Raw genomic sequence first — 14965 nt, 5'->3', positions numbered from 1 at the left:
AAAAAAGGAATATACTTCATAGATTGAGGGTTAAAGATTGGATATACAGATCGATAATCAATTTAATTTACTTTTCAAAAATGATCTAGTGTTAACTAATGGGATAAATGAACAAAAACAACGTTTATTCCTTTTTCTAAAGACACCAAAAGGTAGTCTTCAATATGCCCCAAGTTGGGGATTTGATTATGTATTCTTCACAAAGTTTGCAAAGACAAGTTCTCTATTACAAATTGAAACTTACTTCTCAAGTATCATACAAGAACTTAAAATTGATGTTATCAAAATCAAAACAATTATCTTAAAAAACGCAATGAACATTACATTTTATTTTCCAAATGACACTTTGGATATGGAGATTGCAATATGAGCATATTATTTGATTCTGATTATGGTTTTTCAAAACAAGAAATACAACAAATAATTGATATGAAGCGTGAATACTTAAGAGATACATATGGAATTGTAATTAATGATGACCCATCTTCTATTTACAACATTATTGCAATATCCCTTTCTTTAAAAGAATATGAGTTAATGAATTAAGTTAACAAACTATTCAATTTGCTAAAGCCAGACCCCCCTTATTGGAATGATATACAAAAACACATAAGTATTAAAAGTACTACTTATGAGGCTGTAAAGAGTGCATTACTTAAGATTAATGGGATTTATAATGTAAATATTACAAGTGAAGCTGGTAAAGCTAATATTTACGTGATATTAGATGATTCACTTACAAATTCAAGGAAAAATCAAATCACAGACTCTAATCTTAAAGCTCAAATTTGGGAAGCACTTTATTTTACATGTCCCGTTGGTACTGTCTTTCAAGGCAATATTCTCATAGATGGAATGAATGAAAATAATCAAAAAATTGATTACAAAATATCAATTGGTAAACGCAAATATGCTTATCTTAAGAGTAAATATAAAGTAAGGCTTGAAAATCACATTTATCTAAACATTGATTCTAGAATTAGGGAAATTTATACTCGAATTAAAAATAATAATTATGGAGATATGGGTATTAGCTTTGAATATCAAGATTTTTTTGCTCCCGTTAATGAAATTAAGGGTATGCACTGTATTGATGTTTCTATTGCAATAAAAAACAATTTGAATACAAAAATTAATGAGATTAGTAAAAGCCATTTTAAAACAAATAAGGATATACAAATTAAACCAAATGAAATCCTTGATTTAGATTTCACTGCTGATAGGCTCTTAATTGATATTACTTCATAAAAAAAGGAAATTATATGATCAAAACACCGTCATTTCTTAAAGATAGTCAAGTTGAAAAAATAATAGATACTGAAATTGCATTTATAAACCAAGTCATTACAGAAGTTAAAGACCTTATTGCTAATTTTGAAGATATTAATGCTAGCCAATATCTAAATTCAAGATTTATAGCATTTTGGTTATGTGATATATTACAAATCATTTATTCAAGAAGCCAATCACTTGAAATGCTTGCCAATAATATTGACAGTGTAATCTTTGCTCTTCGTCATATTGGAACTCATGAGTCATTTATAAGGCTATTTAAGGCATTTCTTAATGTTGATGTTGAACCTACTACTACAGCACCCGGTGTTATTAATATCAAACTTAAAAATCACATTAAAACTAATTTCATTGTATTAATTGTAGGTAGTACTAAAAAGGGGGATATCCACATAAAAGAATTATTTTCAGAACTAAAAAGAATGGACAGATTGTAAGAAAATATTGGACTATAAGATTGCTTCCTAAAGGTTATGAGAATTCAATTTACGCATTCATTAAAAAGCTTATTCCAATTGGAAGGGTATTAAGGATACAAAACCATAAAAATCAATATATAAAGCAATTTAAAACATAACAAAAAGGAGATTTTATGCCAAATCAAGAACAACAAGATGTTATACAGTATGATGATGCTATTGAAATCAAAGACCTTAATAGAGTAAGCAAATTTGAACTTACTGACCTTTTAGTATTAGATGATGGATTTTCAGCTTGTAATGCTATTACTATAAAAAATTTTCTTACAAATTTTAATAAAGAAACCTTTGAAAAAACAGGACTTGATTATTTTAAAACAATCATTAAAAATACTATTGCTAAAGAACTATTAGAAGATCAATCATTTATAGACCAAGTTTATCAAAAAGTTACGAATAAATTGAAATAAAATGAATCGGGTGTTATGGATACTATCAAATCACAAGCTAAAGATGCTTTTACAGATAGTTTATCTCAAGAATCATCTTTAACTGATGATCATTCATTCATAACTCTCTATGGCTATTCATCCTTTAAAAAAATAAAAGTACAAAAACACCTTACTGGCCTTAGCAGTAGCTTTAATATAAATAGTACTACTACAATCAAACCACCTAGTTATAGTAGTGGTGATGGATATTATAGAAACACTGTATCCATGTCTAGTCTAAAATACGGTCGTTACATTTTTGATTTTGAGGATTCAGATAAAAGAAATCAACATGCTGAGATTATTATAGAAGCAGATAGTTCTGATGATGATAAACCCATATATTTAATTGTCAAGGTTGAAGCAATATCTAGTTCACATCGAGAAGCGAATAAAATAGTAAGCATTAAATATAGATATTCTTCTTCTTCTCAAAAAAGAGGTTTATTTAGGCTTTCAAGTGTAAACGGGGGTGTGGGTTTTCATGGGAACATCTTAGAAGGTTGGTACATGCAAAAGAACGTCAGTGGTACCCCTTTGCTTGTTAAATTGTAATTTACAATTTTTTGATTTTTTAACTTTTGTTTTTGCTATATTGATGTATAGTTGTAGCTTACCAATTTTAAATATTAAATGAGAGGTGATAACTTGAATGAAGTCAATAACAATTTATTAGACTTTTTACTTCAGCTGATAAGTGTCAATGAAGTGAAATTAATTATTATTGGTATTTTTATCTTAGGTATTGGTTTAATCTTCAAACCAACAATTAAAGATATGCTAAATATCATAGCAAATAAGATAAAAACAAATGATAAAGACAAAAATGATAAGGAGAACAAATGAAATTAAGCACTGCTAAAACTAGTGTTGAGATTTTAAATAAATTTACAGATATGATTAAAAGCAATAATCAAAACAAGAATACTGTCACATACATTAATATTTTTACTAAAGTAGTCAATTACTTTTACAGTCTATATGAGGCCAGTATATATCAAATGGAACAAAAGGAAGCTATAAAACTACTATCTGAAATTGAAGAAATACTAAGAATCAATATTGAAATAATAGAGACTACTGATGATTCTAAAGAGATTTCAAAATACATATCTCAACTTAGATCTAAACGCAACAAAATAATGAGTACTTACATCAAAATGTTAAAGGAGGCTTAATATGAAAAAACTTATAAATCTAACTTTTTTAACACTGATATTATCATGTACAACAATAGCATCACTAACAGAAGAACCAACACCACCTAAAGGACAAACTCTTACAGAGTTAAATGCATATGAAGCTAAATTATCTGATTATGTTATGTATTTACAAGTATTTTTAACTAGAACAAAGAAAAAGGTTAATGACCCAAATTATCCCAAGTTTACTTATTTTGATGCTTCCACACTTAAATCAGACCACACAACTGATGATTTAATGTTTAATATAAACTTGTTTCAAAAATACATTCAAGTCACTAAACCTATTGTACAAATAGTGTACAACAAGTATTCGAAATTAAAAAACTAAATAAGTATAATAAGATAAGCCTTGAAGGCTTATCTTTATAATAAATAGAGGTTAAAATTACACACCCTATTTACATAGGTAACTAAAATTCTCATCACTAGCTATAGATCCAAAAAGCCTTAATGGACTTTGACCATATTTAGGTTCTCTACACACTAGAAATTTAGAAAACCCTTCTACAACTCCTGGATCAGACTCTGTTTTTTTTAAATAACAATTTAATAATCGTGTCCAGTACCCTACTGTTTTAAGCTCTGGTTTGTTTTCAAAATAATTAAGTATATTAGAATCATCTTCTTCTTGTAATTGATGTAAAAACTTATCTATCATTTCTAGACTATCAAAAGGAGTATTATCTAATTGTGAATGCATTCTCTTAGATGCTTGAAGTAAATTCCTATAATAAGCATATTTAATAGGTACACATTTAGGAAGCTTATTACCTTCCCTAACAGACTGAGTCTTTGCTACTCTCTTAGCAGTTGGTCTTTTAGCACTGGTTCCTTTAAAACTAGCATTATTATTTCCTTTAAAACCTTCTACAGAACCCCCACCCACACCATTAAGCTGGCCTTCATTACCATCACCTTGAAGACTTTCTAAAGAACATGCATCAGTATCAACTTCACTTTCAATTAAAAGATAAGACACAAGTGCATACCTTTTAAAATATGTTATATATGAACCTACAAGTTGTAGAAGTGTATTCTGATTCTTTACTCCAGTTGAGGTTAATTCCTCTGTATATATTGGTGTATCAAATGACTGGCTATACCCACTGCTAGGACTATAAAATGTTGTTGTAATAACATTAATCAAATGTCCATCAAAACTTTTTAAAGTTGGACATTGTGTAAAATCAATATCTAAATTATTGTCTCTTATAACATGCTTAATTTCTCTTATGATTTCATTAAAATTCTGATATCTATACCCATTAAGATTCTTACCTACACCACTTAAACTCATTTGTAGACTGTGTAATGACTTTAGAAAGTCTATCTTTGCTTGATTTTCATTTGTTACTATATTTTGACTGCTTGTTACTGTATCTTTAACCTCTTCTCTTTTTAAGTTTTTATTTGCTTTACCCATTTTGTTTTTCATAATTTCAGCTCCTCTAATATTACTAATAAATATATATCAAAAATTGTTTTTGTCAATTATTTAAATGGTTTTTTGTTAAATTTATGGGTAAACATTTAGAGCTTAACTAAGCATTCTTGAATAAAATACCTAGTTAAGCTCTAAAAGTACACCTATAGCGAACATTAAAGGTAGCCTATTGAGAAACAACAAATGCTACGATAATAATCAAAATACAACAATTTTCAAATAAAATCAATCATCTTTAATTTTGCTAATAATTAAATTATTACTTATTCAAAATCATTTCAATGAGTTAAACTGATCTACAAGTATATCAAGCCAATCTTTTCTATTTTGAAAAATTTCATCTAAAATGAAACTCGTAAGTCTTGCATTTTTCTTATAAAAATCATAACTATCTTTCTTTTTAAGTTGAAATCTTAATGGTTTTATTGGATTTATTTTAGATCTTCTTATCGTTTTTGAACTTTTATTTCTTAAGAGCATCACAGTATTTTTAAACCCATGCTTTAATAAATAATCTTCTTCAACTACACCATCTTCTATAGCAGCTGCTACTCTTAAATAATCATAAACTTGTGTTTTAGCTAATTTATAATCTTTTATAAAGGCATCAAAGGTTTTATAGCCATCAATCTTATAATACTCATTATCTCTAATTTCCTTTAATATTTTCATAGTCTGTACTCTATTGTAGACTTCATTGCTAAAGCTAGTCTTTAACTGTTCTTTTAATAAACCATAACGATTCATTGAGTCGTCATTTTGTTGTTCAATTGATAGATCAGTATTAGTTATAACTGGATCATTTGTTGTAATATCCTTCATCAAAAACCTCCACTTGTTTCCCATAATTAACCTAATTATTTCTATATGTAATTCCAAATTACAAAGCTATCCCGCTTCTGCGAACCAGCTTTTATTTATAATATAAACTTACTAAAATTTTTATATATTCTTGTACTTAAATCTTAATTTTTTGATATTTTTCCTTACATTACACCACCTTTAATTGATTAAGTAGCAATTACTTTGCATTCTTTTTTATCCATTTAGTTATATGCCCTCCATTAGGTAATTTTTTTCCATAAAACTCATATACTTGGGTTTCTAACTCTGAAATCCTTTGAATTAACGAAGTGTAATATTTTTTATGAGATTTTTCTTTTCTAAGTAAGTAAGAAATTCCTACAAGATAACAAAATACACTCCCCTTCTTAAACCTAAACTCTATATAACAAACTCTTGAATATGTAGATGCTTTCATGACGCCATTTTCTTCATATCTCCTAACCAGATTCTTTATAGGCTTTATACGACCGTAATGAATGCCAAAAAATTCATCATCCTCTCTTAAATCAAACAAGTTAAAAGCCTTAATTTTTTCTTGATTAAGAATTTTCCTAAATACAATAAGGAACTTATGTTTATATTTTTTGTTTATTCCAAATGCATACAAATTTAGCATAATTTTTGTATGATATAATGTTCTATTGTTTTTCTTTTCTATTTTAACAAAAATAGATTTTTTTATTTTTTCTTCAACCTCTAATTTTTTACCTTTAAGCCTTTCTAATATATTGTCCATTATTAATCCCTAACTAGTTATTTTTTTAAAGTCCACCTTTTCTAAATAATCTTGATCACCCTCTATTATGTTCATTAGATCGTAATAATAATAGTTATTAAATACCTTACCATAATGTAGTTCATTCTGTTTATTTAAATAATCTTTTAATATTGGGATTAACACTTCATTGCTTGCTTTATGCCTTAATTGATCAAGTAGTATGCTAAATATGTTATTCCTAATATCCTTTTTGTTTTCATCAGTACTTTCTTTAATGCGTTCAACTGACTTTTTAAGATTTTTTATTATCTTATCTAAATCGTTGTATTTGCTATTTTGTATGATAAAGTGTGGTTTGTGTTGATATTTATCATATATCACGTTTATTTTTTTTGTTAATTCTTCTTCACAGTAACCTTCAGTTATTAGTTGATTCTTTGTATGTTTCAATATTGCTTTTAAATGTTTTTGTTTTGTTTTAATTCTGTTTTTAGCCTTTCGTTTAGATTCATTTTCATATTTCTTTGTTGCTTTGAATATCTCAATTGCAGCTTTTTTATTGAGATTTAAATTTAAGACAGAAGAAAGTACATGAGGTTTGATTTTGCTTTTTTTTGCGTATTTCTTTATTTGCAGTCTTTCTATGTATTTTGTCTTGTTCTTATCTTCTTTTTTATTATAAGTATTATAAATACACTCCCCTCTTTCTACATTCCTATTTTTAGTACATTTGTTTTGAAAGTATGTATTAGTACGGTTTTTGTGCCTTATTTCTTTTTTATCTCTAAAGTGTTTATTGATTATGCGGTAACATTCTTTTTTAGAGTATCTGAGTTCATAGTGAACCTCAGTACCCATGTTAATACCTAAATGTCTGTAGTAGTTATTAGTTACTTTAAATACTTTTTCAAGTTTATAAAGATAATTTTGTAATGTTTTAAGTTTAATTTCTTTGTATCCATTTTTCTTCATGTTCTTATTGAAATAATAAAGTATGTCACTTTGAGTATATCTCTTAAGATTAAGATTTATGTAATTGATTGTGGATATTAAAACGATTAATTTGTGTTGATGTTTATTTTTACATTTTGTTGATTCCAATTTAAACTCCTTTAATGTATTACTGTTACTTATAGTAATGCAATACTCAATAAAAGTAAACTACTTTGATAAAAAATTTTTGTAAAAAATAAATATATCAAAACTTTTGACAAAAACAATTTTTGATATATATTTATTAGTAACATTAGAGGAGCTGAAATTATGAAACGTAAAATATTAAAAAATGAAATAACAAAAAATGGAGATGGGGTTAAAGTGAAACATCTTAGTTTATCTAATCAAAGTAATCAAAATAAAATAAACAAAATAGGTCGTAAATTACCAAAAATTTCTAAGAATGAATATTTTAAGTTTAATAGTGAAGTTGATTTTAGTATTCAAAGACAATCTTTAAGACGTATAGGTGCTAGTGAAGTTGGAAGCATGTTTATTGGTACTGATCATGTGTCAAGACTTGCTATTGAAAGGATTTTAAAATCTTTAGATAGGGAAATCCCATTTAAAGATAATTTAAGCATGCGAAAGGGTAAGGTATTAGAAAATTTAGCATTTGATGAATTTATACGTATATATTCTGATAACATATAGGTTTTATACAAAAACAAATATGCTAATGGGATAGATAAGTATAATTACTTCAAAAAGTATGGTAAGGAAGACAATTTAATAGGTTCTACAATTGATGGTTGGTTTATAAATAAAGAAGGTGAATCAGAATTACTTGAGATTAAATGCAGTGATTCTATTGATTTGAAAAGTGCTGTTATTGAATATAATAAAACTGGTAATTTCCTAGAAAATAAATATTTCTTTAAATATTATGTTCAAGTTCAAATGCAGCTTGCATGTACTGGGTTAAGCAAGGGTAATTTGTTCTTCATCATAGGTAATGATGCTATTAACTGTGTAATAGATAGAAATGATGCTTTTATTAGTAAGGTAATGTTTGGTATTGAAAAACTTGAAGTGGAAGTTAATCGTATTGCTAGATATTTAAAACAAAATTGTGATGTCAAAAATATTAATTTAGACGCATTAATTACTCTTATAGATAATTTCTTTAAGTCTAGTTGCTTATATAATGAATTATCTAAATCAAATTACAAGATTGATTTTTTAGATTTTGTAAAGTCTGTTGATTTGGATACTAATTCTTATGAAAATCAACGTTTAAAGGGATGCTTATTAGAGATTAGTGATTTACAATGTAAAATTGACAAAGTAGAGAATGATACTAAAAAAAAACATAAGTTAGAGTTAGATAAGATAACAAAGCCTATTAAAGATAAGCTTAAATTATGTATAAACTCAGTTTTAGGAGAATTCTCTTTACTTGAACATATACATTATTATCTTGAAGGCAATCTATTCTCTATAGATACAACTAAGAGAGCTATTAAGGATAGATTTAAGTCTTTAGGTGGTGATATTAACTTCAATTTTGATAGTTTAGATTTAGATAATGATTGGTCTACATCTAGTATAAGTGCTGTTTAGGAGAGGAAACACATGGGCTTGATGATAGTATTATCCTTATTTATATCTTATAAATTTATAAAGTTCTTGTGTGGGCTTTGCAAAAGGATTATAGAAAGAGTTGTTTATAATCTATGTTCAAGACAAGAATTTTTAGCAGACCTAAAACGATTCGAACGTGACTTAATACGCATGGAAATGCTAAGTAGATTAAATGATAAGGAAAATTCTAATGTTTGATATTAATTGTTTAAGTATGTCGGGTCGTTTAACTAGGGACTGTGAATTTGCTTATTTTGGTAATAAAATTCCTGCTTTAAAGTTTACTTTAGCTAATAATAGGGGATTTAAGAAAGATGATAAATTTACTAACCATTCTCACTTTTTTGATTGTGTTTTATTTGGTAAGAGGTCTGAGAGTTTAATTCAGCTTCTTACTAAGGGAACACAAGTTGTAATTACTGGATCATTGCGTCATGAGAGTTGGTCTTGTAAGCGTACTGGTGAGAATAAAAGTAAGTACAGTATTTTAGTTGATGAGATTCAAGTTTTAACCTCACATAATAATGTTGAAAAAACTAGTTATATTAACTCTAAAGAAGAGTTTTATGAAGATATTCCATTTTAATGATTAGAAGCCAAGGAGTTTAATTTGGGTAAGGTTATCTTTAAACGTGAGATTTTAAAAGAAATGATTAGGAATAGTAATGATTTTGAAGATGTTTTATTTAATAGGAAAGATGATGATGGAGACATTATGTTTGAAAATCTTAATAAGCAAGGGTTTACTGTAAGCAATGCTAAGTGGTGTCTCGATTTATTTTTGGGATTTTGCAAAGAAGATTATGAAGAAGCTTTTGAATGTGGAATCACCAAGATTAATAAGAAGAGTCTTTTTGTAAATAAGTCATTTAAATTATCTATGTTTTTAGATCGGATGTTGTATTTTTTTAATGAGGTTTTAAGTTTAGGGTTTTCTATAGAGATAGCTTAAGTTTTTAATAAGGAGGTTAAAGGTTAAAGATGTGTGTAAAACAAGATGATCCTAAGCTAGTTCTTCAGATACAGCGCTGGGGATGTTACTTTTTATCTCTTCATTATTACATAGCAAGCTTTAAGAAATTACAGTTTAGTATCAATGATATTAATACTAATTATCACAAGTTTGTTGATTTAGGATATATGAAATGTAATTGTTTTATTTTAAATCCATGCAAAATACTTAAACACTATGGTATTAATAGTGATGTAAGATGGGAACACCATTCTTATAAATGTAAATTGAATGAATTTGAAATAAGTGAAGTTAAAATCAAAGGTATTGAGGGTTACCATTTTATGGCAACTAATAATTCCTTAGTGTGTTATGATTCATTGTGTCTTGATGGAAAAGGTAAGGAATACCAAATTACATCAAAAAGGGTATTTAATAAAATTTGAAATTATTAAATAGAGAAGGAAGTAAGTATAGATACTAATACTTTTGGTCATACTAAATACGAGATATAGCAATTTCATACAAAACTAGTAAATCAAAAAAACACTAGGTATATTCAAAAAGAAATGTTTAGTATATAAGGGTTAATTTATATTTGTAAGTTCTATATAAAAAAAATAGAGACTTAAAGCCTCTTAGTTTTTATATGAAGTAAAATTTTGCTTGTTTAGTTTTTCATTTGTTAATATTATACAATATTTTAACAAAAACTAATAGTTATTTTAAGCTATTTTTGATATCTTTGTAAGCTTGTATCTTACTAGCACTGGATAGGCCATAGACATTATCAATTTCAGAAGTGGATGAGTATTTCATGAGTTCTTTGATTTCAAATGAATTGTATCCTTTAGCTTTAAGTGATGCTATAAATATATTACGGCATATATGTAATGACTTGCGATATTTAAATCCTGCTTTAACTAGTAATGCTTTAAACCTAATTGCAATTTCATTTATATTAATCTTATTGTCTCTAAATTTAATTTTACTCTTTTGAAAGAGATATGTACGTCTTGTGTCTTTGCCTTTAGCTAAAAAGTAGTTTTGATGCGCTTGCATTATAGAGTTGAATTCAGATTTGCTAATTACTACTTCTCTTATACAGATACTACTTTTCTTTTTAGCTACATTTACACGAATAGAGTAAAACACTTCACCATCATTACTCCTCTCTTTAGAGATATCAGTAAGTTTTACATTTTGAATCTCAACACCTCTACAACCAGTAATTGAGAGTAAGTGTACAAACCATCCTGAGATTGGATCTTTTTCTTTAAGTTTTTCTATACATCTCTTTACTAGTCTTATTATCTTATCATTAAGATAAAATCTTATAGGAATACTTCTTGTTTGCTTAGACTTTTTATCATTAGGATTGGTTATTGTATCTTTATTTAATTGTATATTTTCATTCATTAACTTATTAATTAAATGTTCTCTTTCCATATACTTTAAAAGTTAACTAAACACATTAAAAATATATAAATTTAACTATAACAATAGTAGCAAATACTTTTTCTTAAAGTCAAATTTAGAGACTTATCATTGCATATAAAATTCTTGTTGTAGGATATGTATTTCAAGATTTTAAATTGTTTTTAGAGATAAGAACAATATATCTCTTACGTACTTCTTGTTCTTATTTACAAATACTAAACTATTTACTCTATATCTATTCTATTATCTCTTTTAATAACTTCGCATTTTACGGTGATGCATTTATGTATAACAAATTTTAACTTCTTACTATCAGTTAACCTCAAGTTAACTTTTTTGTTCCACTTGCCATTTTTGTAATCACTTTAACTTATTTTATTCACTTACTTTGTTTGTATGATTAAACATTTGTTTTATCTTTGAAATTGTCTTTTTGCATTACACAAAAAAATGTGTAATGCAAAAATTTATTTTAATTGCTCATAATACGTAGTTACTTTATTTGCTACATTGTAGATCGTCTGTATCTTCACCCCATGCTCGGAGTATGGGTATGTGGTTGGGATTTATTCTAGCCCAACCACATGACGTAAGCTCCCATACGATTTTATCAATTAAACTTTCATTCAATTTCTCTTCTGTCATCTCATTTGCGTCATAAAATGAGAAAGAACGATTCATAATAGATTTAAAGAATTTATATATGCAGTTTTCTGAATTTTTACCATACATACCATTTCTGCTAACATCGAAAATGTCACTTTCTTTTTTCCAATGAGATTTTCCATACCATGTAATAGCACTGCTTATATATTGATTAATATTTTCAGAAGGTGAATTTTCTTGTCTTTTAGTTTCTAAAAAATCATAAGCAGGGGCAAAAGCTTGTACTAACTTTTGTTTCTGTTGAGGTTTGTCTTTAATCCATTTCATCAGGTTAGTGTATTCATTTATTATCCTTTTATAATCTTGACCGTATTGAGAGTAGAGAACTCTTGCTTTTGCTAGATGTTCTTTTGCAAGTTTGTAGCCTTTTTCAGTATATTCATTTGGGGCGGCATCTGGTTGACTATATAATTGTGCGTACCTAACCTCTTGTTTTGGATAGTCTAATATATTCTTATAGATTGTCTTAATTTCATTCAAAGCAAGTTCAAAAGTATTAAATTTGGTTTCTTCGTCAGCAGTTAAACTAAAAATTGTAGATAAATCAGATTCAAGTGCAGTATCTGATTCATCTACATTTCTATTCTCTTGAACTTCGGTTGTTGGTTTTTTTGGTATTTGGGCATTATGTGTAGATGTATCAGGTTCAAGTGTAGTATCTGATTCATCTACATTTCTATTCTCTTGAACTTCGGTTGTTGGTTTTTTTGGTATTTGGGCATTGTATAAATTACCGGGTTTAGAGCCTGTATTCAATTTATATTCACTGCAACAGTATAAAAGCAATGTGTGATAAAGTATTATTGATTTTATATATTTATTCATATAATATTCTCCTTTTTTAATCTTTATATATAATCTAAGTTATTATAGATTATTCCTTTGTAACCAGTCTATATAATTGATGATTACTCATTGTTTTTGTAAAGTATGTTATTTTGTTATAAAGTTTATGTTAATTAATTATATTTTTGTTAACTTGTGTTAAAGAGTATGGGAAGGCTAAAGAAATCATTTGATGATTATATTGTGTATTTTAAAGAAGGAAAGCTTAGTGACAGTAATATTGCAAAGGAAATGGGTGTTTCTAAAGCAAATGTAAGTAAAATGAGACACAAATGGGAATCGGTTAAAGACAATTCTGAATATGTTAGGGACAATAAACTTACTATTCATGAAGCTACTCTAACTAATATCTTACTTCATGCGACAAGTAGTAATGCGCAGGCACGTGATCTAAAGAGTCAGTTTAGTATGGCTCGTAGCCTTCTAGGAATAGAATTTGTAAATTCATTTAGTAGATATGTAGAGTTAGAACTTAAAACTCATGATGATCAAATAGATAAAATAGAGTCTAAAATTATAAGTCTTTCTAAAGAGTGTGAACATTCACAAGAAGAAAATAGTAATGAAGACTTAACACTTCAACTGTCACAACTTAAAAAAGAAAGGGAAGTTAAGAAAATGCAGTTGTATTATGAGATGCTGCAAAAGCTAAAAGCAACAGATGTAGAGTCACGTTTTAAATTTCAAGTTTAAAGGTTAAGAAATGGATATATATAAATTACCAATGTTTAAAGAAATGCAAAGGGATTATAAACGTGAATTTGGGATTGATATATTAAAGTATATTAAGTTTAAAGAAGTAGAAGTTGATTTTAAAGGGTTTGAGAGTAAATATTTAACTAAAAAACAGCTTGAAGTAATACGCAGTATAGAAAGAAATAATCAAAGTAAAATTATCTTAAGTGGTGGCATTGCAAGTGGAAAAACCTTTTTAGCATGTTATTTGTTCTTAAAAGTTTTACTTAGGAATAGAAATTTATATAAACAAGATACCAATAATTTTATATTGGGTAATTCACAAAAATCATTAGAGATTAATGTTTTAGGCCAATTTGAAAAGCTTGCTAATATGCTAAATATCCCATTTTTACCTAAGTTTTCTAATACATCATATTTTGAACTTGATTCATTAAGGGTTAACCTTTATGGTGGAGATAAGTCCAGTGATTTTGAAAGATTTAGAGGAAGCAACTCAGCTCTTATATATGTAAATGAAGCAACAACTCTACATAAAGAAACATTAATAGAATGTTTAAAAAGACTTAGAGTGGGTATGCAAACAATTATCTTTGATACTAATCCCGACAGTCCTGACCACTTTTTTAAAACTGATTATATTGATAATACTAATACTTATTCTACATATAACTTTACAACTTATGATAATAATCTAATTTCAAAAGAATTTATTAAAACACAAGAAGAAATTTATAAGAACAAGCCCACATATAAAGCCAAAGTCCTTTTAGGAGAATGGGTTGCGCCTTGTGATGCTATATTTACCAATATTAATGTTACAAGTGAGCATGAATTTGTAAATCCAATAGCATATCTAGACCCCGCATACAGTATTGGTGGTGATAATACTGCACTTTGTGTATTAGAAAGAGTAGATAATAAGTATTATGCATTTCTATTTCAAGAAAAATTACCATTTGGTGATCCTAAGGTGTTAAACACAATCAAAACTATATTAGGAAATCTAAATGTGCATACCCTTTATGTTGAAGATAGAGATAATATTTCAGGCCATGGTAATGTAACACAAACCTTTGTAAAACTTAGATCAAGTATGAATCATAAGTTTAGGATTGCACCGATAAAACCTATAAGTAATAAATTTACAAGAATTGCTACACTAATAGAACCTTTAGCAAGCTCAAAGCTTAGTATTTTGGATTATTCAAGTAAATCAAGTATATCAGATATGTATAAATATAAAGGGGATGGTAAGAGTGATGATGATTCATTAGATAGTCTTTCAGCATCATATATGTTACTAAATTTAAATATGCGCTCTCTTAAAGCCCATTTTAGTAAAATAAGGTTCCTATAATGCATAAAA

The 14965-nt window shown here is 27.3% G+C and carries 22 protein-coding genes and 1 pseudogene; 17 read left to right on the top strand and 6 right to left on the bottom strand.

Annotated features, from left to right (window positions below; genetic code table 11):
- Positions 1-37 precede the first annotated feature (37 nt).
- The 9 genes and pseudogenes from bcCo53_RS05365 to bcCo53_RS05330 all read left to right on the top strand — a co-directional run bounded on the left by bcCo53_RS05365 (position 38) and on the right by bcCo53_RS05330 (position 3736).
- The gene (locus tag bcCo53_RS05365) at positions 38-370 is read left to right on the top strand and encodes a contractile injection system sheath initiator (RefSeq protein ID WP_025408764.1); all 333 of its coding nucleotides are present in this window, start codon (positions 38-40) and stop codon (positions 368-370) included.
- Positions 367-1248: pseudogene (locus tag bcCo53_RS05360) on the top strand (DUF276 domain-containing protein). The gene bcCo53_RS05365 and the pseudogene bcCo53_RS05360 overlap by 4 nt, the downstream one beginning before the upstream one ends.
- A 14-nt stretch (positions 1249-1262) precedes the next feature.
- Positions 1263-1730, top strand: a complete 468-nt coding sequence (locus tag bcCo53_RS05355) for a DUF735 family protein (RefSeq protein WP_277813761.1) — start codon at positions 1263-1265, stop codon at positions 1728-1730.
- Entirely contained in the window at positions 1694-1870 is a 177-nt protein-coding gene (locus tag bcCo53_RS08730; protein ID WP_338390681.1) for a DUF735 family protein, read from the top strand. The genes bcCo53_RS05355 and bcCo53_RS08730 overlap by 37 nt, the downstream gene beginning before the upstream one ends.
- 15 nt (positions 1871-1885) lie before the next feature.
- Positions 1886-2182 carry a DUF685 domain-containing protein gene (locus bcCo53_RS05350; RefSeq protein ID WP_025408763.1) on the top strand — a complete coding sequence of 99 codons (297 nt, stop codon included), beginning with the start codon at positions 1886-1888 and terminating at the stop codon, positions 2180-2182.
- A gap of 15 nt (positions 2183-2197) precedes the next feature.
- Complete coding sequence (locus bcCo53_RS05345) at positions 2198-2758, top strand: hypothetical protein (protein ID WP_025408762.1); 561 nt, start codon at positions 2198-2200, stop codon at positions 2756-2758.
- Positions 2759-2836: 78 nt separating this feature from the next.
- Complete coding sequence (locus tag bcCo53_RS05340; protein ID WP_081725096.1) at positions 2837-3049, top strand: BlyA family holin; 213 nt, start codon at positions 2837-2839, stop codon at positions 3047-3049.
- A complete protein-coding gene (locus bcCo53_RS05335) occupies positions 3046-3381 on the top strand; it encodes a BlyB family putative holin accessory protein (protein ID WP_025408760.1) in 336 nt (111 codons plus the stop codon). The genes bcCo53_RS05340 and bcCo53_RS05335 overlap by 4 nt, the downstream gene beginning before the upstream one ends.
- A 1-nt stretch (position 3382) precedes the next feature.
- A complete protein-coding gene (locus bcCo53_RS05330) occupies positions 3383-3736 on the top strand; it encodes a BBA14 family lipoprotein (protein ID WP_028328260.1) in 354 nt (117 codons plus the stop codon).
- A 66-nt stretch (positions 3737-3802) separates the two neighbouring features.
- On the opposite strand, the gene bcCo53_RS05325 is transcribed toward bcCo53_RS05330, so the two are convergent.
- From bcCo53_RS05325 to bcCo53_RS05310, 4 genes are all read right to left on the bottom strand, one after another.
- Positions 3803-4843: an ERF family protein gene (locus tag bcCo53_RS05325; RefSeq protein WP_025408759.1), complete on the bottom strand. Its 1041-nt coding sequence runs from the start codon at positions 4841-4843 to the stop codon at positions 3803-3805.
- Between the two features lie 282 nt (positions 4844-5125).
- The gene (locus bcCo53_RS05320) at positions 5126-5674 is read right to left on the bottom strand and encodes a chromosome replication/partitioning protein (RefSeq protein ID WP_025408758.1); all 549 of its coding nucleotides are present in this window, start codon (positions 5672-5674) and stop codon (positions 5126-5128) included.
- 199 nt (positions 5675-5873) lie between these two features.
- Positions 5874-6434, bottom strand: coding sequence for a DUF226 domain-containing protein (locus bcCo53_RS05315; protein WP_025408757.1), 561 nt, complete (start codon positions 6432-6434; stop codon positions 5874-5876).
- 9 nt (positions 6435-6443) lie between these two features.
- The gene (locus bcCo53_RS05310) at positions 6444-7517 is read right to left on the bottom strand and encodes a plasmid maintenance protein (protein ID WP_025408756.1); all 1074 of its coding nucleotides are present in this window, start codon (positions 7515-7517) and stop codon (positions 6444-6446) included.
- A gap of 162 nt (positions 7518-7679) precedes the next feature.
- On the opposite strand from bcCo53_RS05310, the gene bcCo53_RS05305 reads away from it, so the two are divergent.
- The 6 genes from bcCo53_RS05305 to bcCo53_RS05280 are packed head-to-tail and all read left to right on the top strand — an operon-like array spanning position 7680 to position 10394.
- Positions 7680-8066: a hypothetical protein gene (locus bcCo53_RS05305; RefSeq protein WP_051480081.1), complete on the top strand. Its 387-nt coding sequence runs from the start codon at positions 7680-7682 to the stop codon at positions 8064-8066.
- Between the two features lie 30 nt (positions 8067-8096).
- A complete protein-coding gene (locus bcCo53_RS05300; protein ID WP_081751683.1) occupies positions 8097-8975 on the top strand; it encodes a DUF244 domain-containing protein in 879 nt (292 codons plus the stop codon).
- Positions 8976-8996: 21 nt separating this feature from the next.
- Positions 8997-9194: a hypothetical protein gene (locus bcCo53_RS05295; protein WP_246938417.1), complete on the top strand. Its 198-nt coding sequence runs from the start codon at positions 8997-8999 to the stop codon at positions 9192-9194.
- Positions 9187-9582, top strand: a complete 396-nt coding sequence (locus tag bcCo53_RS05290; RefSeq protein WP_246938416.1) for a single-stranded DNA-binding protein — start codon at positions 9187-9189, stop codon at positions 9580-9582. The genes bcCo53_RS05295 and bcCo53_RS05290 overlap by 8 nt, the downstream gene beginning before the upstream one ends.
- Before the next feature lie 24 nt (positions 9583-9606).
- A complete protein-coding gene (locus bcCo53_RS05285; protein ID WP_246938415.1) occupies positions 9607-9948 on the top strand; it encodes a hypothetical protein in 342 nt (113 codons plus the stop codon).
- Positions 9949-9977: 29 nt separating this feature from the next.
- The gene (locus bcCo53_RS05280; RefSeq protein WP_025408886.1) at positions 9978-10394 is read left to right on the top strand and encodes a DUF261 family protein; all 417 of its coding nucleotides are present in this window, start codon (positions 9978-9980) and stop codon (positions 10392-10394) included.
- Between the two features lie 274 nt (positions 10395-10668).
- On the opposite strand, the gene bcCo53_RS05275 is transcribed toward bcCo53_RS05280, so the two are convergent.
- Complete coding sequence (locus tag bcCo53_RS05275) at positions 10669-11397, bottom strand: tyrosine-type recombinase/integrase (RefSeq protein ID WP_051480088.1); 729 nt, start codon at positions 11395-11397, stop codon at positions 10669-10671.
- Between the two features lie 489 nt (positions 11398-11886).
- The gene (locus tag bcCo53_RS05270; RefSeq protein WP_025408885.1) at positions 11887-12879 is read right to left on the bottom strand and encodes an Mlp family lipoprotein; all 993 of its coding nucleotides are present in this window, start codon (positions 12877-12879) and stop codon (positions 11887-11889) included.
- A gap of 168 nt (positions 12880-13047) precedes the next feature.
- On the opposite strand from bcCo53_RS05270, the gene bcCo53_RS05265 reads away from it, so the two are divergent.
- Positions 13048-13593 (top strand): DUF603 domain-containing protein, encoded by a 546-nt coding sequence (locus bcCo53_RS05265; RefSeq protein ID WP_025408884.1) that lies wholly within the window; start codon positions 13048-13050, stop codon positions 13591-13593.
- A 10-nt stretch (positions 13594-13603) separates the two neighbouring features.
- Complete coding sequence (locus bcCo53_RS05260) at positions 13604-14956, top strand: PBSX family phage terminase large subunit (protein ID WP_025408883.1); 1353 nt, start codon at positions 13604-13606, stop codon at positions 14954-14956.
- Positions 14957-14965 lie beyond the last annotated feature (9 nt).

The sequence above is a fragment of the Borrelia coriaceae genome (genome assembly GCF_023035295.1).
Lineage (GTDB): Bacteria > Spirochaetota > Spirochaetia > Borreliales > Borreliaceae > Borrelia > Borrelia coriaceae.
This window is presented reverse-complemented; position numbering and strand designations above follow the sequence as displayed.